This window comes from Larkinella sp., assembly GCF_965227735.1.
Classification (GTDB): Bacteria; Bacteroidota; Bacteroidia; order Cytophagales; family Spirosomataceae; genus Larkinella.
Map to the genome: position 1 here is coordinate 4,232,129 of NZ_OZ245776.1, position 24,512 is coordinate 4,256,640.

A 24,512-nucleotide genomic window follows, 5' to 3' on the forward strand; every position below is an offset into this window, starting at 1 on the left:
ACCGCTTATTTGCGGGTATCCCAGAAAACGCGATCCAGCATGGTGGTCCGTTGTTTCGCATTCGGGTTGTTGTTGATTTCCGATTGCGCGTAGAACAACGACCGGGGCACTTCGTCGTAAATAGCCATCGGCGTTTTGTGCGGAGTCAGGGCCGGATAGCCCGTCCGGCGGTAGTCCGTCCAGGGTTCCATCAAAACCGCATGGTTCGCTATGTATTTCTCCGTAATGATCTGCTCCAGTTTTTGCTGGTTGGTTCCGGTCAGCGTTCCCTGAGTTGCCAGATAGGTCGTCACATTCGCTGCGGCCACGCCCGCGTCGGTCATGGACGCCCGAATACCGGCTTCGAAAAACGACTGGGCATTGCCCGGTGCGCCGTAGAGCAAAGCCGCTTCGGCCCGGATAAAGTTGTATTCGGCGAAGGTCAGCAACCGCGCCGGACCCGCTCCGGAGAAAGTAATGGCTCCGTCCCGCAGGCTACCATCCGGATTGATCATGGCCGTATTGGGTGCCGAAGCCGTTCCGTAAATATACTGATAGTTCCGGGAATAAGCCGACGACGGATCGGTGTCCAACACGCTGGCTCCCTTAAACGTAGCCGGGCTGGAGTTGAACGGAAACGGAATGAAATACGAAGACCGGCGGGGATCGTTCTTGCCATTCATCAGGTTGACGATAAACCGGTTGGGGAAAAACTGGTTCTTGAACTGGCCGTTTTCCATGCTGTACAGCGGATTCTGCCGTTGTGACTCGGCCAGAAACGCCATCTGGAAATTATCCGCCGGGCTTTCCATGAATTTGGCTCCGCTGTTCACCAGCGCCGTGATTTGCTGGGAAGCATAAGCCTGGTCTTTGGCTGAATAGTGCAGGAAAATCCGCAGTTTCAGCGTATTGGCAAACTTGATCCATTTGTCCTTGGAAACCGCCCAGGTCGTTCCGCTGTAAATCGTGCTGAACTGGTTGGGCGACAGCGCCGAGGTGGCGGCATTGACATCCGTTAGCCCTTCGTCGATCAGGCGGGTCAGGTCCTTGTAAATTACCTCGTCATCGTCAAAAGCCGGGTAGAAATTCTCGCTGTGTTTGCCAGCCTGCGTATAGGGAACATCGCCCCAGGCATCGACAACGATCTGATAGACATAGGCTTTCAGGATTTTTCCGACCCCGGCGTAATGCGGACTGCCTTCGCGGGTGGCCTGTGCAATCATCAATTCCAGGTCGCTCACCGTCGTGCCGAAAATCCGGACCCACTGGCTGTTGACGTCGGAGTCGTTGATGTTATACCGCTCGTATTCTTTAAACGTCCCGAAACCGGTATTGGGGCCCTGTCCACTGAACTGCTGCGAGAGCAGGCTGGCGTAGCGGAAAAGGTCACTGGCGCCCATGTAGCCGATGTTGACCGTAACGGAAGGGAGCAACTGCGACACCTGAACACGCTGGATGTTGTTGGGGTCGTCGTTGACATCCAGGTAAGAACTGCAGGAGCTGAAAAAGAGCCCCGTAGCCAGAACGGAAGTATAGAGTAATTTCTTCATGATCTCAATGGTTTGTTCGATTCGTAATCACCCGTTAAAACGTCGCTCTCAAACTCCCCCCGATGGTCCGGGCGGTGGGCTGAATGCCAAACTCCAGACCGCGCGCATTGCTGACACCCAGCAGGTTTTGTTCCGGATCGAGGTGGGGGTAATTCGGGGCATGAATAAAGAGATTCCGACCGTATACCGACAATTGAAGCCCTTTGATGAATTTTACATGATCCAGAACGGACGCCGGGATTTTGTAGGTCAGGTTGGCTTCCCGCAGTTTTAGGTACGTAGCGTCCAGAACGTAACCTTCCCAGGCCACATATTTACCCTGCAAACTGTAATACTGCTGCGCCGTGACGCCAATCGTATTTGGCGTGCCGTCTTCCCGAACGCCGTCGAAAATGTAGGGCCGGTTGGGCGTGCCATCGGCGTTAAACCGGGGGAACTCGGCCGTTTCGGCGGCTACGCCATTGATGCGCAAATCGCCGATGGTCCGGGAAAGTTGATCGCCTTTGTGCTTGTAATCGAGCAGGAACGACAGGCTGAAGTTCTTGTAATTGAACGTGTTGGTAAAACCGGCCGTAAACCGTGGATTCGGATTTCCAACCCGCTGCACCGCCGTCGTTACTTTCGGCAGTCCGTTGGCGCCGATGATCATGCGACCCTGCGCATCCCGCTGATAGGCATTCGACCAGATCTGACCATATTCTTCGCCCGACACCAGCCGGATGTTCGGCGATGTAAACCCACCGATCGAGATGTTGGCGACGCCCGGTGCCAGTTCCTTCACGATGGACCGGAAACTGGTGAAGTTGAGCGACGATTCCCAGGTGAAACTTTCCTTCTGGATCGGTGTTCCCGAAATCAGCAACTCGATCCCTTTGGTCGAAAGCTTACCCGCGTTCGTGACCAGGCTGGTGAAACCGGAGGTCGAAGGCACCGGAACCGAGAAGATCAGGTTGCGGCTGTCGCGTTTGTAAACCGATCCGTCGATGAAAAGACGACCGTTGAACAGCGTTACTTCCGCACCCAGTTCGATTTCACGCGTAAATTCCGGCGTCAACTGCGGATTTCCCGTGCTGTTGTCGTAGGTATAACCGGCTAGTCCGCCAAACGGAAAGTTGACCGCTGTCGAGCCTAAACCATCACCCGCACTTGCTTTGCCGTAATAGGTGTTGATGGCATACGGACTGGCTCCCTTGCCCACTTCGCCCATGTTGGCCCGGATTTTGGCCGAAGACAGAATTTTCGATTTGAGTGATGGAAACGCTTCCGTTGGCACAAAACTGAGGGCAACGGCCGGGTAGAAGATGGACCGATAGCCCGGAGCCAGCGTTGAAGAGAAGTCGTTCCGCGCTTTGGCGTTCACCGAAAGCCAGCTTTTGTAATCGAAAACAAGGTCAGCAAACACCCCCACGGCCCGTTGCTCGGTAACGGAAGAGGTCGGGTTGAACGTCAGGAAGTTTTTGATGTTGTCGAAACCCGGCACAACGATCCCCAGACCGATGTTCTGCATTTCGCTGTTGTAGTTGGAAATGATTTCGTTCCCAACCGTTGCGATCAGGTTGATGTCGGGGGTAATTTTCCGGTTTCCGGTCAGCGTGAAATACGAGTTCAGGTTGCGGATCAGTTGCGAACGGTCCAGCACCCCACCGGCCCCCGCCGAGTTGGTGTTGGCGTTGCTGCGAACGCCCTTGTCGTCGAACCCTTTGGTGGTGAAGTTGAAAATATCCGTACCAATTTTCAGATCGGCCTGCAACCAGTCCAGAATGTCATACTTCAGGTTTACATTCCCGAAAAACCGGTTCACTTCCTGGTGGTTCCTGATGTGTTCCAGCGACCAGTAGGGGTGATCTTCGGCGGCAAACCACAATTGGTTTCCGGCGGCATCCTGAAACGGTTTGTTGGTCAGGTCGTAGCTGCGGGGCGTATAAATCCCGCGCCAGAGCGAGTTGGCTCCCTGGTTACCGGATTGCGTCCGGTCAGAAACGTTGTTGGCGTAGGAGAACGAGGTCGAGATCCTGAATTTGTCGGTCAATTGCGTACCGGCATTCACCGAGAGGTTATTCCGGTTCAGTTTGTTGTTCGGTACCAGACCGGTTTCGGCCGAAAAACCGTAGGAAACCCGGTAATCGTACTTATCGGTCCCACCCGAAAAACTCAGGTTATTCTGCGAAGAAATGGAGCTTTGGAGAATATCCCGAATGTTGTCCGGATACGCCTGCAGGGTTTCCGACTCACCAAACCAGTTCGTTACGGTTTGTCCCGCAATCCGGGGACCCCAGGAACCGGCTACGTTGTTGATGTAATTTCCGTTGCTGCCCTGAGCGTATTCGTTCTGAAATTTCGGAAACCGGCTCACCGTTCCGACGGCGACATTGGTTGAGAACGAAATCTGCTTTTTAACGCCTTTCCTGCCTTTTTTGGTGGTGATCAGGATGGCACCGGAAGCTGCCCGCGAACCGTATAAAACCGTAGCAGCCGCCCCTTTCAGGACGTTGACGTTTTCGATGTCCTGCGGGTTGATGTCCGAAATCCGGCTGGAATTCACCACACCGGTATTGACGGAATTGCCCCCCCCGGAGTTGTCCAGCGGAATCCCGTCGACCACATACAGCGGCTGGTTGCTGCCCGTAAAGGTGGAGAAACCGCGAATGGTTACGTTGGAACCGGCAAAACCACCGCCCGCCCCCGTAACCTGCACCCCGGCCACTTTGCCGGCCAGCGAGTTGGTTACGTCGGTAGTCGGAGCCTGGCTGAGTTGTTCGGCTTTCACTTCGCTCACGCCGTATCCGAGCGTTTTGCGGTCGCGGGCAATCCCGAAGGATGTGACGACCACCTCACTCAGTTGCTTCGCATCCGATTCCAGCGCAATGGAAATCGTACTCCGTCCGTTGACAGGAATTTCCACGGGCAGAAAACCGATGTAGCTCACCACCAGCGTGGCGCTTTCGGGGACGGAAAGCCGGAATTTACCGTTGGCATCCGTGATGGTGCCGGTATTGGTGGTGCCTTTCACTAAAATAGACGCCCCCGGCAGCGGGTTGCCATCCTCTTTGAAAGTGACGACACCATTGACTTCAATGTCCGCCAATTTTGCGGGAAGCCCACCTGCGACGGCCCTACTTCCTGCCAGCAGGCCGAAAAAGACGATAAGAATGGGCAGGAAGCCACGAGTTGATAGGATAGATTGCTTCATAGTCACCTACGGTATAATTGGGGTTAATTGCATGCTGAGTAGTCTAAAAGGCCGGGCAGATCGGAGTCGACAGGTTTCTTTTCCTGCATCGGTCGGATTGATCGGTACCAGAAACCTGCCTGATTCAGCGCATCCGCAACACCACGGTTTGGTGTTCTCAAACAAAGAAAAGCAACATTTTTCTTCTCAAAATAGGGCTGGCGGGATTCGGCTAAAATCTATTTATCAATAGATAATTTTTGTTAAGCCCCCAAAGAATTACGTATCAACTGCTTTTATTGTAGAATAATATTCGGTCAATTTGGAAAAGTGGCTGACTTTAAAATTGTAAATTCTGATTTTTCAAAATGCCTCCTAAATCGGGAAAAGATGAAAATAAATCTCCGTTTTATCTAAAAAAAATACCAGTATGACGGGGGTGTCATACCGGTACATTTACCGCAACAAGTAAAGATTCACGGGTGTGATCAATCGGGATTTAAAAAAGGATAACGGTAGTTTTTGGGAGAATCAAAGGTTTCTTTGATGGTTCGGGCCGACACCCACCGCAGCAGGTTCAGCTCCGAACCGGCTTTATCATTCGTTCCCGATCCGCGCGCGCCCCCGAAAGGTTGTTGCCCCACCACCGCGCCGGTGGGTTTGTCGTTGATGTAAAAATTGCCCGCAGCATTCTGCAAGCGGCTGGTTGCCAGCTCGATGGCATACCGGTCGCGGGACAGAATCGATCCGGTGAGTGCGTAGATGGACGTTTTATCAATAACATCCAGCATGGCTTCATAGTCATCGTCGTCGTAGACGTAGACCGTCAAAACCGGGCCAAACAGCTCTTCGCACATCGTCACATACTGCGGATCATCGACCCGCAAAACCGTCGGTTGAATAAAATAGCCTACGGTTTTGTTATACGATCCACCGGCGACGATCTCAACGCCCTCGTCGTTTTTAGCCTGATCGATGTAGCGGGCCAGCTTGTCGAACGAGCGCTCGGAAATCACGGCATTCACGAAATTACCAAAATCTTCGACTGGCCCCATTTGGATGATACTCAGATCCTGAACCACTTTGTCCCGGATAGCCGCCCACAACGACGCGGGTAAATAGGCTCGGGAAGCTGCCGAGCATTTTTGTCCCTGGTATTCGAACGCACCGCGCACCAGAGCCGTGGCAACGGCTTCCGCGTCAGCGCTGGGATGAGCGAGTACAAAATCTTTCCCGCCGGTTTCGCCCACAATGCGTGGGTAACTTTTATAGGTAGCGATGGAATTGCCAATGGATTTCCAGATCGTTTGAAAAACCGCCGTCGAACCCGTGAAATGAATCCCGGCAAAGTCAGGATGACTAAAAATAACGTTTCCGGCAACGGGACCATCCACGTTGATCAGGTTAATGACGCCACCGGGCAAACCGGCTTCTTTCAGCACGTCCATGATCACCTGAGCCGCATACACCTGGTTTTCAGACGGCTTCCAGACTACCACGTTGCCCATCATGGCTGCTGAGGTGGGCAGGTTTCCGGCAATGGCCGTGAAATTGAAGGGCGTCAGCGCAAACACGAAACCTTCCAGGGGGCGTTGTTCCAGCCGGTTCCAGACGCCCGGTGACGAATTGGGCTGGATGTCGTAAATTGTCGCCATGTACGAAACATTAAACCGCAGGAAGTCGATCAGTTCACACGCGGAGTCTATTTCGGCCTGGTAGGCGTTTTTTGACTGACCGAGCATGGTGGCCGCGTTAATCTTATAGCGATATGGTCCGGCGATCAGCTCGGCGGCTTTCAGGAAAATGGCCGCGCGTTCTTCCCAGGGCAGGGCTTCCCAGCGGGGCTTGGCCGCGAGGGCGGCTTCGATGGCTTCCTGAACGTGGCTGGCATCACCTTCGTGGTAATAGCCCAGAATATGGTGATGGTCGTGGGGAGGACGAATGGCTTGCTTGGTACCCGTTCGGACTTCGCGATTCCCGATGTAGAGGGGAATGTCGACTTCCTGCGCCCGGGCGTTTGCCAGGGCTTCCTTCAATTTGGCTCGTTCGGGAGTCCCCGGCGCATACGAATAAACCGGTTCATTCCGGGGTTCCGGAACACGGAAAAATCCTTTTGACATAGACAATGGTTTATTAAATCAGTTGTTCAAAGGTATTGTGCCCCGGTTCTTCCTTTGCATCCAAAATTGTCCAAATGTCATCTAAAATTGCCAAAACCGCCATACCCGAAATTCCCGCTATACATTAGGGGACAAAATACAGACGATGAAAAACGAAACGAAAATAGATCTGGATAATACCGCCGAAGCCTTTGCCTATAAATCCGATCAGCAGTTGCGGAAAGCACAGGTGATGTTCACGCTGATGAATCAAAACTGGCTGGTGAGCCTGGGAGCGGGCCTTACGTCGTTGGCCGTAAAGTGGAATTTGCCGGTCAAAGGGCTGATCCGGTCCACCATTTTCGAGCAATTTGTCGGCGGAGAAAGTCTTGATCAAACGATTGATACGATTAAAACGCTCGATCGATTCAAGGTGCAGGCCATTTTGGATTATGGCGCGGAAGGCAAGGAAACCGAAGCCGACTTCGACCGGACGAAGGAAGAGTTCATTCGGGTCGTTCGGTTTGCCGCTACCCGCCCCAATGTGCCGTTGATGGGCATCAAGATTACGGGCCTGGCGCGGTTTGCGTTACTGGAAAAACTGAACCCGCTGGTTCGGCTGACCGATCAGACCGTCGAGATCAATACCGGTTTGCTGACCCCTTCCGAAAAGCAGGAATGGGAGCGGGTGGTCAGCCGAACGGTTGAAATCTGCGAAACGGGCGCTAATCTCCACATTGGAATAGTAATAGATGCTGAAGAATCGTGGATTCAGGATACGATCGATGCGCTGACGATGCAGGTGATGACGGTTTTCAATCAAAAGGCCGCTGTCGTTTTCAATACCGTCCAGCTATACCGCCACGACCGGCTTGCGTTTCTGAAAAGAAGCTTTGCGCTGGCCCAAAACCGCAAAGCCGTTCTGGGTGTCAAAATTGTTCGGGGGGCCTACATGGAGAAAGAGCGAAAACGGGCCCTGGAGCGCAATGAAACCGTTTTGATCCAGCCCGACAAAGTCGCCAGTGACCGGGATTTCAACGCTGCGATTGATTTCTGCCTGAATCATCTAGACCGAATTTCGCTGATTGTGGCCTCGCACAATGAACACAGCGTACAGCACACCGTCGAGAAACTACTCGATGCCGACCTGCCGCTCAATCACCCGCACGTTCATTTCTCCCAGCTTTTCGGCATGAGCGACCACATCACGTTCAACCTCGCCAAGGCGGGTTGCAACGTGAGCAAGTACCTTCCGTATGGCCCAATTGCCGACGTTATTCCGTATTTGATGCGACGGGCGCAGGAAAATAGTTCGGTGGCGGGGCAAACCAGCCGGGAATTGTTTCTGATCCGGAAAGAAGTGGCCAGAAGGAAGTTATAACCAGTTTGGTTTTAAAATTCGGTAACGTCGATCGGGCTACGATACCCTGACAGCGGTCAAAGACCCTGTCAGCGGTATCGTAGCCCTGTCAGTAATACCGCCTTTCCGAAGCGATTTGCTCCCGTTTTCAGGCCGTTTGGTGAACTTTGAAAATTGTAACCATTTTAAGAGTAAAAAATAAACCTCAGCGATAGTGTGATCTTATTCCGATATGCAGTTCCTGAACGAACTTTTATAACACTATTAGCCAATAATCAACAAATATTATCCGTTTGTTTGTGAAATATATAGAATAATGATAATATTGGTATATACTTCGAAAAATAACTGTTAAATGAAGTAAACTTGTAAAGCCGTTCATTTTGCCGGTCATTGTAAAGGCCTTGCCATCTCTATTTGTACTATTTTGATGTTTAATGGTTAAACAATTACCCGATTTGACTGTATGAAAGTACTACAATTTACTCCGCCTGCCCCCAAAGAGGATTCCGTAATTGTAGACGAGGATTTTCTGACCCATTTTTACAACCATTTTCACCGGCATAAACAGCTTCAGATCACGCTCATCCTCAAAGGGAAAGGTACCCTGATGGTGGGGAACTACAGCCAGGCCTTCCGGCCCAACGAAGTGTACATTCTGGGGCCAAACCAGCCCCACATGTTCAAATCGGAGCCGGGGCATTTTACGAATCCACGGCTTGGGAATGCCCATGCCATCCACATCTTTTTCGATCTGGAACGGATTCCGAAAGCCTTTCTGGCTTTGCCCGAAATGGAGTCGATCAGCCGGTTTTTCGAACTCATCCAGAATGGCCTGCAACTTCCGGCCGAACACACCGAATACGTTGCCAAAATCCTGAAATCCCTGGAAGACAAAACCAATCTGGACCGGCTGCTGGCGGTTATCCAGTTGTTTCAATATTTTTCGAAGGAAGTAAAGGGCTGGAAGTCGTTGCAAACGGGGTTCGCCGATTATTCTTTTTCGGATTCGGACGGCATGCGGATGAATGACGTCTTCCAGTATACGCTCGATCATTATGCCGAACCCATTACGCTCGACAAAATTGCCGACATCGCCCACATTACTCCGCACGCGTTCTGCAAATACTTCAAGAAGCACACCCGCAAAACGTACAACACGTTTTTGAATGAGATCCGGATCAACGAAGCCTGTAAACGAATCATCAACAGCAGTAACGACGGTATTTCCAGCATTGCCTATTCGACGGGGTTCAACAGCGCCACCAATTTTAACCGGGTTTTCAGAAAAACCACTGGCATGTCGCCCAGCGATTATATTCGGGAATACAAGAGCAAGTAAGTCACCGGGTTACGTCTAATCTCTGCCGGTTTCCGGGAGCTTCTCACCGGTATTGCGGTTTTTTCTGATCAGGAAATAAATCGGGATACCGGTGAGGGTGATGATGAGTCCGGGCCATGTGTAGGTGGGTTTGTAGACAATCAGCAGGAGGCAAAACGCGAGGCCCATCAGGATGTATAGAACCGGCAAAACCGGGTAGCCAACGGCTTTGTAGGGTCTTGGCGCGTCGGGGCGTTTGGTTCGCAGGATGAAGATCCCGGCGATCGTCAGCATGTAAAAAACCACAACCACGAACGAAATCATATCCAGCAAGTCGCCGTAGCGACCGCTCAGGCTCCAGATGCAGGCCACGAGGCACTGAATCCAGAGGGCAAAACCGGGTACGGAGTTTTTGTTCAGTTGCCCCACTTTCCGGAAAAACAAACCGTCTTTGGCCATGGAATAATACACCCGCGCTCCGGCCAGAATTAGGCCATTGTTGCAGCCAAACGTCGAAACCATGATCATAATGGCAATGATGGTGGTTCCGGCGTTGCCGAAAATGACGTGAGAAGCCGTCACGGCCACCCGGTCTTTGTCGGCCGAGGCAATTTCCTGCAGCGACAGCACTCCGGTATACATGACGTTGGTGAGCAGATAAATCACCGTGACGATGATGGTGCCGAGGGCCAGACTGAGCCCGATGTTTTTCTGCGGATTTTTGATTTCGCCGGCAATGAACGTGACGGTATGCCACGAATCGCTGCTGAAAATTGATCCGACCATCGCGGCCGCAATGGCACCGAAAGCGGCCAGCGTTGTATAAGATTCAACGCTTCCGTCGGGGCTGAGTTTATGCAAATTCCAGATGTCGACGTTCGTCCAGTTGGCTTGCCAGACATCGGATTTGATGGCATAAAACCCGAATACGATGAGACCCAGCAGGCTCAGCAGTTTGGCCAGGGTGAAAGTCGTTTGAATGAGTTTCCCGCTGTTGACCCCGCGGGTGTTGATGAAGGTGAGTAATACGATAATAAGAATTGAAAGGAGCTGTGCCGCCGAGATTTGCAGAAAGTTCAGGTCAAAGATGATGTGGTCTTCACTGAATGGGGGCAACAGGTAGGCGGTGAATTTGGCAAACGCAACGCCTACGGCGGCAATGGTGGCGGTATGAATGACGGTGAAAAAACTCCAGCCGTACAGAAAACTGATGAGCGGATTGTAGGCTTCTTTCAGATACACATATTGCCCGCCCGCTTTCGGATACATGGCACTCAATTCGCCGTAACCGAGGGCTGCTGTCAGGGTCATGAAACCGGTGATCAGCCAGACCGCCATCAGCCAGCCCGCGCTGCCAGTGTTGCGGGTAATGTCGGCACTGACAATAAAAATACCGGAACCGATCATGCTGCCGGCCACCAGCATCGTGGCATCGATTAATCGCAGGGAAGGCTTAAAGGCCGAATGGTCTTGCATAAAAGAAAAGCGGGGAAACGGTGTCGACGCCGGATACAGTGAATGGCTGAACTATTTATCCAAAGGTAAGTGACCTGCAATCGCCAAATACCTCCGGTTTTAGTCAATCCTAAACATATTTTAACCGGTTTCATGTGATCATGGATGCGATTTTCTCCCGCCCTGTCCGGGGTAGTTGGGTTCATGCAGCCGTTTATGCCTTTTTTTATTAATTTAGGGTATAATTTTGAGTTTGATCGGTTCATGAACGGCGTGAACCGATTGAGTACAGTGTTCACCGCCCCATTGGAATCTATATAAAATGTGATCCGGATGAAGGCACAAAAAGAAGCGGGGCCGCCCGCACGATCATGAGTTATGAATTAAGAGTTAAGAGTTAAAAATTAAAAGTAAACGGTTCTCTATCCTACTTTTCACTTTTAACTCTTAATTTTTAACTATTAACTCTTAACTATAGATAGAGTTATGGGATGCAAATCATGTACGACCGGCGGTTGTGGGACCAAAACCGCGACCGGAGCCGTGGGCGGATGCAAGAATAATGGGGCTTGTGGCACCGGCGGTTGCAATAAAATGAATGTGTTCGACTGGTTGAGCAACATGGAGACGCCCTCCACACGCCGGTACGATGCAGCCGTAGAAGTAAAGTTTAAGGGTGGGCGGAAGGAATACTACCGCAACCCGCACCAGATCGATCTGACAACGGGCGACTACGTCGTCTGTGAAATGCAAACGGGTTATCACATCGGCTGCGTGTCGCTCCAGGGGGAACTGGTTCGCTTGCAGATGTTGAAGAAAAACATCCCGTTTTCCGACGATCTGAAAGTGATTCACCGCGTGGCGTCGCAGAAAGACCTCGAAAAACACGAGCAGGCTATCGCCCGCGATCTGACGACGATGTATCGCACCCGCGAAGTGGTGAAGGAACTGAAGCTGAACATGAAACTGTCCGACGTGGAGTATCAGTCGGATAACACGAAGGCGACGTTCTATTATTCATCTGACGAGCGCGTCGATTTTCGGGAACTGATCAAGATTCTGGCGGCCGAATTCAAAATCCGGGTCGAAATGCGGCAGATCAGCCTGCGGCAGGAAGCCGGGCGGTTGGGCGGTATTGGTTCCTGCGGCCGCGAACTCTGTTGCTCGACCTGGCTGACCGATTTCAAAAACATCACGACCTCGGCGGCCCGGTATCAAAACTTGTCGCTGAATCCCAGTAAGTTGTCGGGACAGTGTGGCCGTTTGAAGTGTTGTCTGAACTACGAACTCGAAACCTACGTGGATGCGCTGCGCGATATTCCGCAGGTGGAAAAACCGCTGGAAACCCAGAAAGGCCGGGCGTCGCTCCAGAAAACCGACATTTTCCGGCGCATCATGTGGTTTGGCTACAGCACCGAAAGCACCTGGTATCCGCTGCCCATCGCGCGCGTCATGGAGATTCAGGAGTTGAACAAAAAGGGCATTATCCCCGAGTCGTTCGACCTGCTGGAGCCGATGGCCGAGCGGAAAGAAACCGCCAAAGGGTTGAGTTCACTCAACAGCGATCTGGAAAAACTGGACAAAAAATTCAGCGACCGCAGCGATCGGAAGAAGAAACGGAAGAAGAAAAAACCGTCATCCGGCGGTGGTGAACCGGCGGCTTCGAACGGACGCCCGGAGAACGGAAAAGCCTAATATGAAAAAACCGGTCGGAAGGCCGGTTTTTTCGTTTTCCCAAGATGGGTTTTATTCTACCGCATCATACACCAGAACCTTGCTCCAGTACCGCGCGCAGGTTTCCACAAATTTCAGGTGGATGGGATCTTCCTGATACGCATCGTGGGCCGCCTGATCGCGGAAAATATAGGTCAGCGACCAGTCGTAGGAATGGTCGATGACGGGCCGACGGGTGTCGGCGGGTTTGCCAATGTACAACGCTTCAAAATGCGTGATGCCTTTGAGCGTTTCAAGGCCGTCGCGGAGCGCCTGGCGGTCGTCGTCGCTTTCGGGGTTGGTGAGCCAGAAATATACGGTATGAACAAACATGCTTGTTTTTTCGACCGGTTCGCCGGTACGGTTTTAGGAGTTAATGCCAAATTGAGCCTGAAAACTAACTATTTTTCTCCAACTGCTTCACCAATACTTCGAAATCTTTCGGATAGGGCGCTTCAAAAATCGTTCGTTCGCCATCCAGCAGCGTAAACGTCAGCGAGCGGGCGTGCAGGGCCACACGCTGAATCAGCGACTGTTCTTCGGTATCTTTTTTCAGGTTGAATTTCCGCTTCAGATCCGACAGAAAAACCGGTTTTCCGCCGTACGTCGGGTCGTTGGCAATGGGGGCTTTCAAACACATCAGGTGAACGCGAATCTGGTGCATCCGGCCCGTAATCGGAATACACTCCATGAGCGTGTGCATCCGGTATACTTTCAGCGTATTGAAAATGGTTTCGGCATCTTTGCCTTTTTGCCGGTCAATTTTCACCGCCGTTCCGTCTTTGATGGGCGAAATGGGCAGGTATACCGAAATGCCTTCGAAATCGTGAATGCCGTCCACGACGGCGTGGTAGCGTTTGGTCACTTCCCGGTGTTCAAACTGCATGGCCAGGTGGCGGTAGGCCGCCGGGTTTTTGGCAATGGCCAGAATACCCGACGTGCCTTTGTCCAGGCGGTGGCCGAGCTGGGCATCCGGATGGTAGGCTTTGGCTAAGCGCAGGATACTCTGCGACTTATCGGCATTCCGTTCGTCGAGCGAAGCAATATTCGCCGGTTTATTGATTAAAATATAGTCGTCGTTCTCGAAAACAATCAGCTCTTCAAAATTCAGTTTCATAATACAAATGTCCTGAACAACAGAATGCTATCCAAGGCAAAAAGATTCCCTGTCGAAAAACCGGGTGATTGGCAGTGTTATTTTGGGTACAATCTGCAGCGAGTAGGTACCGTTCTTCGGCCACAATCCGATAACTTTGTTGTACGATAACCGGATCAGGTGTTGATCCAGCCCACGGTTGAAACCGTAGGAAAACCGGGCATAATGACCAACCGCCCAACCGTTTCAACGGTTTTGAGATCCTGAAACCGTTGAAACGGTTTTTATCGACGCCGTTTTTGCCTCACTACCCACCGTTAAAACGGTGGGCTATATAAAATTTGACCAATCCGTTTTCCAATGTCCTACTGCACCGCCATCGATTTCATGACCGCCGACCGGAAGGCCCTCCACAAAGCCTACCACGACCATCTCTACGGTTTTCCGATCCACGATGACGATGAGCTGTTTTGCCGGCTGGTGCTGGAAATCAATCAGGCTGGTTTGAGTTGGGATACAATCCTGAAAAAGGAAGCCGGTTTTCGGAAAGCGTACGATAATTTCTCCATTGCCAGCGTAGCGGCTTACACCGACGCCGACCGCGAACGGCTGCTGGCCGATGCGGGTATCATCCGCAACCGGCTGAAAGTCAATGCCGCCATCGAAAACGCCAGAACCATCCTGGAACTGCAGAAAGAACACGGTTCGTTTGAAAACTGGCTGGAACTTCACCATCCCAAAACCAAAGAAGAATGGGTGAAGCTTTTCAAAAAAACGTTTCGCTTCACCGGTGGTGAAATTGTGAACGAGTTCCTGATGAGCATCGGCTATTTGCCCGGCGCTCACGCTCCCGACTGTCCGGTATTTGAAAAGGTGCTGGAGAAAAAACCGTTGTGGACCGCGGGGCGTTAATCGGCTCTATCGAGCTTGAAACTGAAAACCGTGCCCTTGTCCGGTTTGCTCATCACCGTGATTTTCGATTTGTGGGCGTTCAGAATGTGCTTCACAATGGCGAGTCCCAGACCGGTGCCGCCCCGTTCTTTCGAGCGGCTTTTGTCGACGCGGTAAAACCGCTCGAAGATGCGGTTTAGGTGTTCGGGCGGAATGCCGGGGCCGTTGTCGCGCACCTGAATGATATATTGCTTCTTTTCCTCCTCAAAACTGACCACCACCTTGCCACCGTTGTTGCCGTATTTAATGGCGTTTTCGATCAGGTTGGTGAGCACCTGCGTGATGCGTTGCGGGTCGGCTTTGACCAGAATACCGCCGGGCTGATCGGATTTGATTTTTAGGGAAGCCTGGCGGGCCAGCGCGTTATTTTCCAGTTGCTCAAACACCTCCAGCGTAATCTGGTAAATATCCACCGGCTCAAAATGCATCTTCACCTCGCCAGTTTCCAGTTGCGACAGGGCCACGAGGTCTTTCACCAGCGCATCCAGCCCGTCGAGGCTTTTGGCAGCTTTGGCCAGAAATTTATCCCGCACCTTCTCGTCGTCGATGGCGCCGTCGATGAGCGTGTGTACGAAGCCCTGTGCGGCAAAAATTGGCGTTTTCAGTTCGTGGGAGACGTCGGCCAGAAACTCGCGCCGGAACTGTTCGAGTCGCCGGAGTTCCTCGATTTCCTTCTGTTTGCGGGCCACATAGACAAAAATCTCGTCGTTCAGTTTCTTGAAGGGATTGCTGTTTTTAACGATGGTGGTCCGGGAAATCGTGAAATCCTTGATGCGCAGTTTGTGGATGGTTTTGTAAAGTTTGTTCACCTCGCGGTACACCAGAATTTCGATGGCATACAGAATCAGGAAAAACGAAACGATCAACGACGAAATTGCCACCACGAACAGCATGCTGCGCGTGACGCCTTCCACAAACGTCAGAAACACGGCTGTCAGGGCCGAAATCAGACCGGCCAGCAGAAACGCAGCAATACGGGGGCTAAGCGACATGAAGTAAAGATAACCGCTTAACCTTCATCATTGAACATGTATCCGACGCCTTTCAGGGTTTTGATGTAGGTTTCGCCGATTTTTTCCCGCAATTTCCGGATGTGTACATCGACGGTGCGTTCGAGGACGTAGATATCGACGCCCCAGATTTTTTGCAGCAATTCTTCCCGGCCAAACACTTTGTTGGGCGACAGCGCGAGGAAAAACAGCAGTTCGAACTCTTTTTTGGGCAGCACGACGGTTTTGTCGCCGGTGGTCACGGTGTAGTTCAGGCGGTTGATGACCAGTCCGCCGATTTCGATTTTCTCGCCCGGATCGGCTTTCTGGGCTTCTCGCCGGAAGAGGGCGTTGATGCGGCTCATCAGCGCGCGCGGTTTGATGGGCTTCGTGATGTAGTCGTCGGCCCCGATTTCAAAGGCGGCCACTTCCGAATATTCCTCGGAACGGGCGGTGAGGTAAAGAATAAACGTTTGGCGCAGATCAGGCAAATTGCGGAGTTGGCGGCCCGTTTCGATGCCGTCGAGTTGCGGCATCATGATATCGAGCAACACCAGTTCGGGAACAAACGAGCGGGCGGTGTCGAGGGCTTTTCGGCCATCGGGCGCAGTGCGGACGTCGTACCCTTCTTTCTCCAGATTGTATTGCAACAACTCGACAATATCGGGGTCGTCGTCGACCACCAGCACACGGTGGAGTTGTTGGGAAGTCTTCGTGGCACTCATTCTCAGGTTTGTTGGTGTAATTCGGGATCGAAGGTACGCGCTGTGTCAGCAATTTTACGAAGTTAACTCTATTGTTAACAAAAACTTAACACGCAGTGGCGTTACCCGGTATAATACGAAGCCATTCAAAAAAAGGGTCGATTAGATGGGTAAACCGGAAGGTATTCTTTAGTACTTTCGGTTAAAACGACTAAAATAGTAACAAACTGGTTGAGTTAACCGGGGAGAGCCCTGGAAGGGCGGTCTGTCACTAGTCCACAGCCGACAGCAACTCGTGGTAGCTCCGGAGGAGCGGCCTGAAGATGTTTTTAGACCGCTCCTCCGGAGCTACCACGAGTTGCTATCGGCTGTGGACTAGTGACAGGACAGGCCTCCGGCCTTCATTCAAACAACTTCTAATCCATTTAGCGTGATAAATCGCTGAAAAAAACTGAATTGTCCGATCATGAACAGACCGCAACCCCATGCTTAAAAAAGCCGTATTGATCGTCGCCCTGATTACCGTTTACCTGACCCCGGTTTTTTCGCAAAACCGGGCGCCTGTGCTTCGTCAGGATGTGCCACTGGATTCCATTCGCCTGAGCGACCCGTTTATTTTGGCGGACAAAAATACCTCAACATACTACATGACCGGTACGGGGGGCATGCTGTGGAAAAGCAAAGACCTGAAAAAATGGACCGGCCCTTTCAAAGTAACCCACACTGATCCTGAGTCCTGGATGGGATCAAACCCGATGATCTGGGCGGCCGAACTGCATCAGTACAAAGACAAATACTACTATTTTGCCACCTTCACCAACCGGGCGGTGAAAATCGATACAGTCGGCGAAAACATCATCGAACGCCGGGCCAGCCATGTTTTGGTGAGTGATCAGCCGGAAGGGCCTTACGTTCCCATGAAAGACCCTACCTACCTGCCTGCCGATAAGCCAACGCTGGATGGCACCTTGTGGGTGGAGAAGGACGGAAAACCGTATATGGTTTATTGTTACGAATGGCTGCAAAACCTGAATGGAACGATTGAGAAAATCGAACTGAAACCGGATTTAAGCGGGTCGATTGGCGAAGGAAAACTGCTGTTTCGGGCCAGCGAAAGCCCCTGGAGTCGGGAGAATGGCGGGAATGGCCCCAACAAAGTGACCGACGGGCCGTATGTATTCCGCACCGGAACCGGCAGGCTGGCCATGCTCTGGACGAGTTGGATCGGGGATGTCTATACACAGGGCATTGCCTATTCGAAAAGCGGCACGCTGGATGGCCCCTGGCTCCACGAAAAAGAGCCCATCACCCCGCCCAATTACGGTCACGGCATGTTGTTTCGGACCCTGAATGGCACCTGGTTGATGTCGCTTCACAGCCATAAAAGCACGAACGGTCGTACGCACCGGGTTCCGCATTTGTTCGAAGTAGACTTTTCGGGTGATAAACTGGTGGTCGGGAAGCCTTATTTGCCTTAGTCATAGGCGGGCATTTGTAGGAATTTCTACTTTCTCCGAATCAAATACATCCTTCCCCGTTCATTCGTCATCACCAGATCCGTGTTGTTCACAAACACCAGCCCTTCGGTTTGCCCCCGTGGAATCCGGAGGCAGCGCGTCGGATGCTGAAAATCGATGCGGTTATTTTTCTGCTCAAACAAGAAAATCTTGCCGTAGGTCAACACCGCCAGCGTCTGGCCGTCGGGGCTGAGGGCGGCATCGGTCACCATGCTTTTTAGAAAAATGCTGTCGGTGGGAACGAGGGCGTGGTCCCCGCCCTGGGCGGGCATCCCGTAGAGGTTGACCAGCCGCCGGGGTTGCGACCGGTTTTTTGACACCAGAAACAAGCTGTCTTTGGCGGTAAAAAGGGCCTCACTGTCGAAATTACGCGTATCTTTCGACGCCGGAAAGGATTTCTGCCGGGCGTAATGAAACGGAATGGTCTGAAAATCGTTAGGTTGTTTGGGATTGATCCGGTAAATGCGGAGATCCGTTCGGGCGTTGGCATTATTGCCGATGTCGCCGATGAACACCGCCGTGGTGTCCTGGCTCGCCAGGGCTTCCCAATCCCGGTTTTTCAGCATCGGCAGGGGCAGCGAATCGACGAGCGACCCGTCGCGGGCCACTTCGTAGAGTGTGGGTAGGCCCCCGCTGTCGTTGTGCGTCCAGAACGTGTTGCGACCGACCCGATACGACAGCCCCGAACTTTCGTTGACCACCGGTGCCAGCCGCCCCACCCGCGAAACCGCATACTGAGCCCGCCCGCTGCGAAAACCGCTGCGTTTGTTCTCCGTGTGGCAGGAGCAAAGGGCCACTTTAAGCGAAAATAAAAACAGAAGAAAAGAGGTCATAATTTCGAATACCGCACCTAAAAATATGGAAAACAAATTACCTGAAGTCAATCTACCGTCGTACGTCCGGTTTGCCTGCATCATGATTGTGCTGACGATTCTGGTCTACTGGCTGTCGGCCATGCAGGAACTGATCGTACCACTGGTTTTTTCGATACTATTCGCCATGATCCTGTATCCGATCAACCACCGGCTCGAAGGTTGGCGGGTGCCGCGCGTACCGGCCATTCTGATTTGTCTGGTGATCATGATCGGCTTCTTTTACCTGCTCTTTTACCTCATTTCCCTGCAAATTTCCAGTTTCACCAGCGAAGCGCCCAAATTGCTCGAACGGGGTAATCAGATTCTGGACAGGCTGCAGACGTTCGGGGAAGACCGGTTTCACATCGAACGCTCAAGAATGGTGGCCGAGGCCCGGAGTTACGTCAACAACCTGATACGCGAAAGCGGTTCTTTTCTGACGTCCACCTTGCTGGCTACCACCAACACGCTGTCGACCATCTCGATTGTGCCGTTGTATATTTTCTTTCTGATGCTATACCGCGACTTCTTCCGGTCGTTTTTCTACAAAGTATTCAAAAGCACGAAACGAGCCAAGATCGACGTTGTTTTTGGCCGCATCTACACCGTTGTCAAGGATTACCTGGTCGGACTGGTACTTGTCATCATCATTGTGGGCGTACTGAACACCGTCGGGCTGCTGATTTTAGGCATCGATTATGCCGTCTTTTTCGGATTTCTGGGCGCGTTCATGATCCTGATTCCATACATCGGCATTCTGATCGGCTCGTTGTTGCCGGCGCTGTTCACGCTGCTCACCCACGACAATCCGCTGGTTGCCCTGGGTGTTATCGGCGTGTTTTCGTTCGTTCAGATTCTGGAAGGCAACTTCATCACGCCCTACATCGTGGGTTCTAAAGTCAGCATCAACCCGCTGGCGGCCATTATCGTCCTGTTACTCTGGGGGCAGTTGTGGGGCGTGACCGGCCTGATTCTGGCGCTGCCCATGACGGCCATTCTCAAAGTGGTCTTCGATGCCGTCGAACCGCTCAAACCATACGGTTTCCTGTTGGGTGAAGCCGAACGCCCGAAAAAACCAATGAACGTCAAGGAGTTGACGGACAAGCTGCCGAAAAAGGTCAAGGATTTGGTGGACTAAGATCCCTAAATCCCCTGAAGGGGACTTGGACACAGCTTAAACCGGATGCCAAGTCCCCTTCAGGGGATTTAGGGGCTATATTAAAACTTCAACGGGTCCAGATTCTTGAAATGGCCGTTCATCTTAATGCGGTCTTTGGTGCGTTCCATTTCCGAAACCACCGGCAACACCCGGTCGAGGTGGCGGATCAGAAACCGCTGGCGTTCGTTTTCGTGGTCGATCGTCAGCAGTTCGTATTCTTCCTCAACCGACAAACCGATTTTGTGCGCTACCCGAAAGGATAGGAGGGGTGTTTCTTCGTCGATTTCGGATTTGATCTGCAGCAGTCGGTATAGCCGGGTCAGTTTGACAATCAGTTCATCCAGGTGGTCGCCCATTTCGGGTTCAACTTCCACCACCTGCACGGTGCCGCCCGCGTAGAGTTTTCCCGGCGACGGATTTTCGAAGTTGGCAACCCGAAAAATCCGGAGTCCTTTCGATTTGATGTCCATTCGGCCGTCGTCGTAGCGTTTGTGCAGCGAGGTAACGCTCATTTCGGTGCCGTAGCCGGGCAGTTTGTTGTTGATAAACGCCGGAATACCAAAGGTTTGGCCTTTTTCCAGGCATTCCGCGATCAACTGCCGGTAGCGTTCTTCAAAAATGTGCAGGTTGAGATCTTCGTTGGGATACACAACCAGGTTCAGCGGGAAGAGAGGCAAATAAATTTCCATACTACAAGTCTTTTTCCACCGTCACGCCCACGCTGTAAATCTCCGGCAGGGGGTTCTGGCGCATGTATTGCCGCAAGCGGATCGTGTATTTTCCACTCCGGGGAAAACGGTATTTTTTCATCATGCTGATCCGGTGATCGAACAGATCGCCCAGACCGTCGCCATACGGTTTTCCGGTTTTTGGGTCGAGCAGCGTCAATTCGTCCTGTTTCGACTCCAGCATTTTTCCGGTTCCGTCCAGCAAATAACGACGGATGTACAGGTTGTAGTACGGATACGAAACACTGTTCCGGATGTTGTAATAAACGGAATAGGTGACCGTCGTATCGGCAATTTCAAACGTGAACTCCGGCGTATTTTTGATGTACCAGGTGCCGTCTTCGATGTCATCGATTCCTTTATAAACCGCCTTTTCGTCGCAACCCGCCAGCAGCAGCCACAATCCGGCCAGTAATCCTATCGGTAATTTCTTCATGGAGCGTAAGCTGTCTTTACACAAAACTACGACCCTCCCGCGTAGATTCAAATTAAGGCCGTGGCCGGGGATCAGAATAAAAAACTACGAAAATAGTTTGCAAGCTACGCAAACCGTTCTATATTCGTCATTATGGAGTCAGGACCTTCTAAATGGTCACCGGTTTTTGATCCGGACAGAACTTTGTTAACCTAAAATAAGCGCGATGGAAAAGTTAACTGCCAAAGAAGAAGAGATCATGCAGGTTTTGTGGAAAGTCGAGCAGTCCTTTGTAAAAGACATGCTGGCCTATTTCACCGACCCGCCCCTGCATTACAACACCGTTTCAACCATTATCCGGAATCTGGAGGAAAAAGGGTATGTCGGCCATCAGGCGTATGGCAATACCCACGAATACTACCCGATTATCAGCAAGGAAGACTACCAGAACCGCTTTGTGCTGAAGAAAGTCGTGTCGGATTATTTCGATGATTCCTACAAAAACCTGGTGAGCTACTTTGCCAAAAAGGATAAAATTTCGGTAGACGAATTGAAAGAAATCATCACGATGATCGAGAAGGGGCAGTAGCCATGAGCCTGTTGATTTACCTCCTGCAAGCGGGTCTGATTCTGGCGGTGCTGACGCTCTGCTACCGGCTGTTGTTGCGCCGGGCCACCTGGTTTGGCCTCAACCGGTATTTGCTCGGGCTGAACGTGGCGCTGGCGTTGGTGTTGCCGTTGGTCGAATTACCCGACTTCCGGCCCGCGCCCGTCCGGAATCTGGTGCAGCAAACCGTCCCGAACCTGCGGGTTCCGGACTGGAGAGTCCTGGACTGGTCGCGGCTTAAACCGTCCCAACCCGCGCCCCAGTTTCAAAAACCGCCCGCTCAGGTACCGGCTGTCGTTCCGGAAATCCAGCCGGAAGAACCGACCATTACGGGACCAAAACTGGCGCTGTGGGTGTATCTGGCAGGGGTAATCTTTCTGGCCGGGCGGCTGCTGGTGCAACTTGTGTCGCTGGCGCGGCTGATTGCGCGCTCGGAGCGGTCGTGGGAAGGCGATGTCTGGCTGGTGGTCAACGCGGAGGTGGGGGCTCCTTTTTCCTTTTTTCGCTGGGTGATTCTCAATCCGGAACTGTATGAACAGGACGAATTCGACCAGATTCTGCTCCACGAACGGGTGCATTGCCGGCAGTGGCACAGCCTGGATATGCTGCTGGCCGAATGGCTGCGGGTTGTTTTCTGGTTCAATCCCTTTGCCTGGTGGCACCAGCGGCTCGTGCAGGAAAATCTGGAATACCTGGTCGACCGGGAAGTGCTGGACGAAGGCATCGAGAAGAAAAAATACCAGTATTACCTGCTGAAAGCCAGCCTCTCGGGCGAAACGCCGATTCCCGTCCGACCGGCGACCAATTCGTTCAATCAGCCGCAACTCAAAAGCCGGATTTCGATGATGAACCGGCCCCGGTCGAACCGGGGGTGGCAAACCTACCTGCTTTTTAGCGTTAGCATTGTCCTCTCGTGTTCGGCCTTTACCACGCCCCAAACCGTTTCCCGGTACGTGGTCGACAACCGGTTTGGCGTATTCGGATTGATTACGGCGGTTACTTCGGTACAGGATCTGGACGTGATGCAGGCGGTTTTTGCGGAACGGGGCATCACGATGCGGTATCAGGCCGATGTCAATCGCTCCGGCCAGATCGATCATATCTCGGTGGAAGTGAAAAATGGCAAACAGGTCGTCGCCCGGACACTCAATCAAATACCGCCCTTTGTGATCACGGCGATTCAGCCCGACCCGTCGAAGCCGTTTGTGGTGCAGACCACCCGGCGGGTGATCCAGTTGCCCGACACCTTGTTTTCGATTTGGGAACACGAAAAACCGGTGGTGGTGCTCAATGGCCGGGTACTGAACCTGCGTCCGGGCCAGCCGTTTGGCTTTGGCTCCGTGTCCGACTACAAACGCACGGTGCTGACGGCGCAGGAAGCCATGGAGCGGTTTGGCAAAACCGGGCGCTACGGGGCCACGCTGATCGACGGAAAAATTCTGGATGCGGTTTTTTCGGCCAATCCGGAGGTGATGGCGATGGGCCGCCAGCTTCTGTACAAGAAAACACTCTCGCCGGAACAACTTACCCAGTTTACGTTTCTGATCGACGGCAAGCGGGGTTCGTACCAGGCGTTTCGGGAACTGTCTGCCGACGACAAGATTTCGGTGGCGGTTTTCGACAAAGGATCGGCGGGTATGGTCAAGCCGATGTTCACGACCAAGGGCCTTGTGGTGGTTACAACCAAAAGCCAGTTGCTGGCGGATTAATCGGTTTTTCTGAACCCGCGTATGAAAACGAATGGTATTTTTCGGCAGCACCCGGAGCAGTTCAGCTTCGTCAATCAGTTCGGTCCCCGGTTTTTGAAAAACCGCATTCAGATGATGAACCAGGCATCCCAATCCGGTCGGTCGTGGCTGGTTTATCTTGTGTTGTTTACCGTTACGGGGCTGGTGACGACAATGGCTGCGGTGGAAAAGCCGAAAAAACCGTCGTTGGCGGTGGTAAAGAAAAAACCGACAGTGAAAGCGAAGCCCACACTCGTTTTTTCTGCGGTGGTTGACCAGGCTGATTCGCCCACGGAATCCGATTTGAAAATCGTTCCGAAACCGGTGGAGGAACTGGTCGAAAAATCCGTGGCGATTCCCGATTCAGCGCAGGTTTTTGATGAAATACCGGTAGTCAATACGGAAAAACAAAGCCGATATGTTGTTCGGGAAGGGAAGTTGCTGTACTGGGTCATTACGCCCAAAATGTCTTTCAAAGATCTTTCGGAATTGAAACAAACGATTGAAGAACAATCCCAGTTTACCTTCGATTTTACGCACCTCAAATTCGATCCGTTTCAGGTCTATATCAATGCCATTGGCGTCAAGGTTCATAAACCGAATGGTAGTTCCGGTTCAACATCCAATGGGGATGAGACTGGCGAACCGATCAAGTCGATTGGCGGCTATCTGGCCGAGAGCGGTTCGCTGGGAATGGGCATGGCCAGTTCTGGAATGCCGGATGTATTGTCCCAGGTCGTGAAAGAAGACGAAGCGTCTATTGCGGGCTTGGTGACCGAAAGCCGAATGGCGTATTTAATTCAGAAAAATCAGAAATTTATGGCGGGCAGCCGTTCGACCGTAAAAGGGGAGTGGCTACGCGCAAATCCGGGTCGAAGAAACGAGAATCTGGGCGTCTTTATCAATGCCAGTGGACAGCTTCAGCTTTATCATCCGGAAAGTGTTGCGGTGTTTATCGATGGACAGGCGGTGAGTGCCGACCAGATAGCGATGTTTGATCCGAAGCAGCTTCATACGGTCATTATCAACGATGTTCGGGATGAATCCGCCGGACCGGGCCGGAAAAAGCGGTATGTTCAGCTTTTCCTCAGCCAATAGTGTTTGATGGGAACGCGGATT

Annotated in this window: 20 protein-coding genes; 9 read left to right on the forward strand and 11 right to left on the reverse strand. The window is 52.2% G+C overall.

Annotated features, from left to right (window positions below):
• Window positions 1-5 precede the first annotated feature (5 nt).
• The 3 genes from ACO064_RS16615 to pruA all read right to left on the reverse strand — a co-directional run bounded on the left by ACO064_RS16615 (window position 6) and on the right by pruA (window position 6,818).
• Complete coding sequence (locus tag ACO064_RS16615) at window positions 6-1,529, reverse strand: SusD/RagB family nutrient-binding outer membrane lipoprotein (protein WP_421828381.1); 1,524 nt, start codon at window positions 1,527-1,529, stop codon at window positions 6-8.
• 34 nt (window positions 1,530-1,563) lie between these two features.
• On the reverse strand, window positions 1,564-4,719 hold the full coding sequence (locus tag ACO064_RS16620) for a SusC/RagA family TonB-linked outer membrane protein (RefSeq protein WP_421828382.1): 3,156 nt from the start codon (window positions 4,717-4,719) through the stop codon (window positions 1,564-1,566).
• A 467-nt stretch (window positions 4,720-5,186) separates the two neighbouring features.
• Complete coding sequence (gene pruA, locus ACO064_RS16625) at window positions 5,187-6,818, reverse strand: L-glutamate gamma-semialdehyde dehydrogenase (protein ID WP_421828383.1); 1,632 nt, start codon at window positions 6,816-6,818, stop codon at window positions 5,187-5,189.
• A 145-nt stretch (window positions 6,819-6,963) separates the two neighbouring features.
• On the opposite strand from pruA, the gene ACO064_RS16630 reads away from it, so the two are divergent.
• Both ACO064_RS16630 and ACO064_RS16635 read left to right on the forward strand, forming a co-directional pair.
• The gene (locus ACO064_RS16630; protein ID WP_421828384.1) at window positions 6,964-8,178 is read left to right on the forward strand and encodes a proline dehydrogenase family protein; all 1,215 of its coding nucleotides are present in this window, start codon (window positions 6,964-6,966) and stop codon (window positions 8,176-8,178) included.
• A gap of 445 nt (window positions 8,179-8,623) precedes the next feature.
• On the forward strand, window positions 8,624-9,499 hold the full coding sequence (locus tag ACO064_RS16635) for a helix-turn-helix domain-containing protein (protein ID WP_421828385.1): 876 nt from the start codon (window positions 8,624-8,626) through the stop codon (window positions 9,497-9,499).
• A 15-nt stretch (window positions 9,500-9,514) separates the two neighbouring features.
• Here ACO064_RS16635 and ACO064_RS16640 read toward each other — a convergent pair whose 3' ends face one another.
• A complete protein-coding gene (locus ACO064_RS16640; RefSeq protein WP_421828386.1) occupies window positions 9,515-10,954 on the reverse strand; it encodes an APC family permease in 1,440 nt (479 codons plus the stop codon).
• 465 nt (window positions 10,955-11,419) lie between these two features.
• On the opposite strand from ACO064_RS16640, the gene ACO064_RS16645 reads away from it, so the two are divergent.
• Window positions 11,420-12,628: a PSP1 domain-containing protein gene (locus tag ACO064_RS16645; protein WP_421828387.1), complete on the forward strand. Its 1,209-nt coding sequence runs from the start codon at window positions 11,420-11,422 to the stop codon at window positions 12,626-12,628.
• 51 nt (window positions 12,629-12,679) lie between these two features.
• On the opposite strand, the gene ACO064_RS16650 is transcribed toward ACO064_RS16645, so the two are convergent.
• Window positions 12,680-12,979 (reverse strand): Dabb family protein, encoded by a 300-nt coding sequence (locus ACO064_RS16650; protein ID WP_421828388.1) that lies wholly within the window; start codon window positions 12,977-12,979, stop codon window positions 12,680-12,682.
• A 64-nt stretch (window positions 12,980-13,043) separates the two neighbouring features.
• Complete coding sequence (locus tag ACO064_RS16655; RefSeq protein WP_421828389.1) at window positions 13,044-13,763, reverse strand: RluA family pseudouridine synthase; 720 nt, start codon at window positions 13,761-13,763, stop codon at window positions 13,044-13,046.
• 339 nt (window positions 13,764-14,102) lie between these two features.
• Between ACO064_RS16655 and ACO064_RS16660 the strand changes: the two genes are divergently transcribed.
• The gene (locus ACO064_RS16660) at window positions 14,103-14,654 is read left to right on the forward strand and encodes a DNA-3-methyladenine glycosylase I (protein ID WP_421828390.1); all 552 of its coding nucleotides are present in this window, start codon (window positions 14,103-14,105) and stop codon (window positions 14,652-14,654) included.
• Here the strand turns inward: ACO064_RS16660 and ACO064_RS16665 are convergent.
• Window positions 14,651-15,685 carry a sensor histidine kinase gene (locus ACO064_RS16665; RefSeq protein WP_421828391.1) on the reverse strand — a complete coding sequence of 345 codons (1,035 nt, stop codon included), beginning with the start codon at window positions 15,683-15,685 and terminating at the stop codon, window positions 14,651-14,653. The genes ACO064_RS16660 and ACO064_RS16665 overlap by 4 nt on opposite strands.
• A 17-nt stretch (window positions 15,686-15,702) precedes the next feature.
• The gene (locus ACO064_RS16670) at window positions 15,703-16,407 is read right to left on the reverse strand and encodes a response regulator transcription factor (protein ID WP_114410206.1); all 705 of its coding nucleotides are present in this window, start codon (window positions 16,405-16,407) and stop codon (window positions 15,703-15,705) included.
• A gap of 464 nt (window positions 16,408-16,871) precedes the next feature.
• Here ACO064_RS16670 and ACO064_RS16675 point away from each other — a divergent pair, with 464 nt between their 5' ends.
• Complete coding sequence (locus ACO064_RS16675; protein WP_421828392.1) at window positions 16,872-17,864, forward strand: glycoside hydrolase family 43 protein; 993 nt, start codon at window positions 16,872-16,874, stop codon at window positions 17,862-17,864.
• A gap of 26 nt (window positions 17,865-17,890) precedes the next feature.
• On the opposite strand, the gene ACO064_RS16680 is transcribed toward ACO064_RS16675, so the two are convergent.
• On the reverse strand, window positions 17,891-18,736 hold the full coding sequence (locus tag ACO064_RS16680) for a hypothetical protein (RefSeq protein WP_421828393.1): 846 nt from the start codon (window positions 18,734-18,736) through the stop codon (window positions 17,891-17,893).
• Window positions 18,737-18,761: 25 nt separating this feature from the next.
• Between ACO064_RS16680 and ACO064_RS16685 the strand changes: the two genes are divergently transcribed.
• Window positions 18,762-19,895: an AI-2E family transporter gene (locus ACO064_RS16685; protein ID WP_421828394.1), complete on the forward strand. Its 1,134-nt coding sequence runs from the start codon at window positions 18,762-18,764 to the stop codon at window positions 19,893-19,895.
• Window positions 19,896-19,975: 80 nt separating this feature from the next.
• Here the strand turns inward: ACO064_RS16685 and ACO064_RS16690 are convergent, their stop codons facing one another.
• Entirely contained in the window at window positions 19,976-20,605 is a 630-nt protein-coding gene (locus ACO064_RS16690; RefSeq protein WP_421828395.1) for an LON peptidase substrate-binding domain-containing protein, read from the reverse strand.
• Between the two features lies 1 nt (window position 20,606).
• Window positions 20,607-21,080: a gliding motility lipoprotein GldH gene (locus ACO064_RS16695; RefSeq protein ID WP_114404571.1), complete on the reverse strand. Its 474-nt coding sequence runs from the start codon at window positions 21,078-21,080 to the stop codon at window positions 20,607-20,609.
• A 205-nt stretch (window positions 21,081-21,285) separates the two neighbouring features.
• Between ACO064_RS16695 and ACO064_RS16700 the strand changes: the two genes are divergently transcribed.
• Genes ACO064_RS16700 through ACO064_RS16710 form a run of 3 tightly spaced genes read left to right on the forward strand, consistent with a single transcriptional unit; the run spans window position 21,286 to window position 24,491 of the window.
• Entirely contained in the window at window positions 21,286-21,648 is a 363-nt protein-coding gene (locus tag ACO064_RS16700; protein WP_114404570.1) for a BlaI/MecI/CopY family transcriptional regulator, read from the forward strand.
• A 2-nt stretch (window positions 21,649-21,650) separates the two neighbouring features.
• Window positions 21,651-23,375 (forward strand): M56 family metallopeptidase, encoded by a 1,725-nt coding sequence (locus ACO064_RS16705; protein ID WP_421828396.1) that lies wholly within the window; start codon window positions 21,651-21,653, stop codon window positions 23,373-23,375.
• A 21-nt stretch (window positions 23,376-23,396) separates the two neighbouring features.
• Window positions 23,397-24,491: a hypothetical protein gene (locus ACO064_RS16710; RefSeq protein ID WP_421828397.1), complete on the forward strand. Its 1,095-nt coding sequence runs from the start codon at window positions 23,397-23,399 to the stop codon at window positions 24,489-24,491.
• Window positions 24,492-24,512 lie beyond the last annotated feature (21 nt).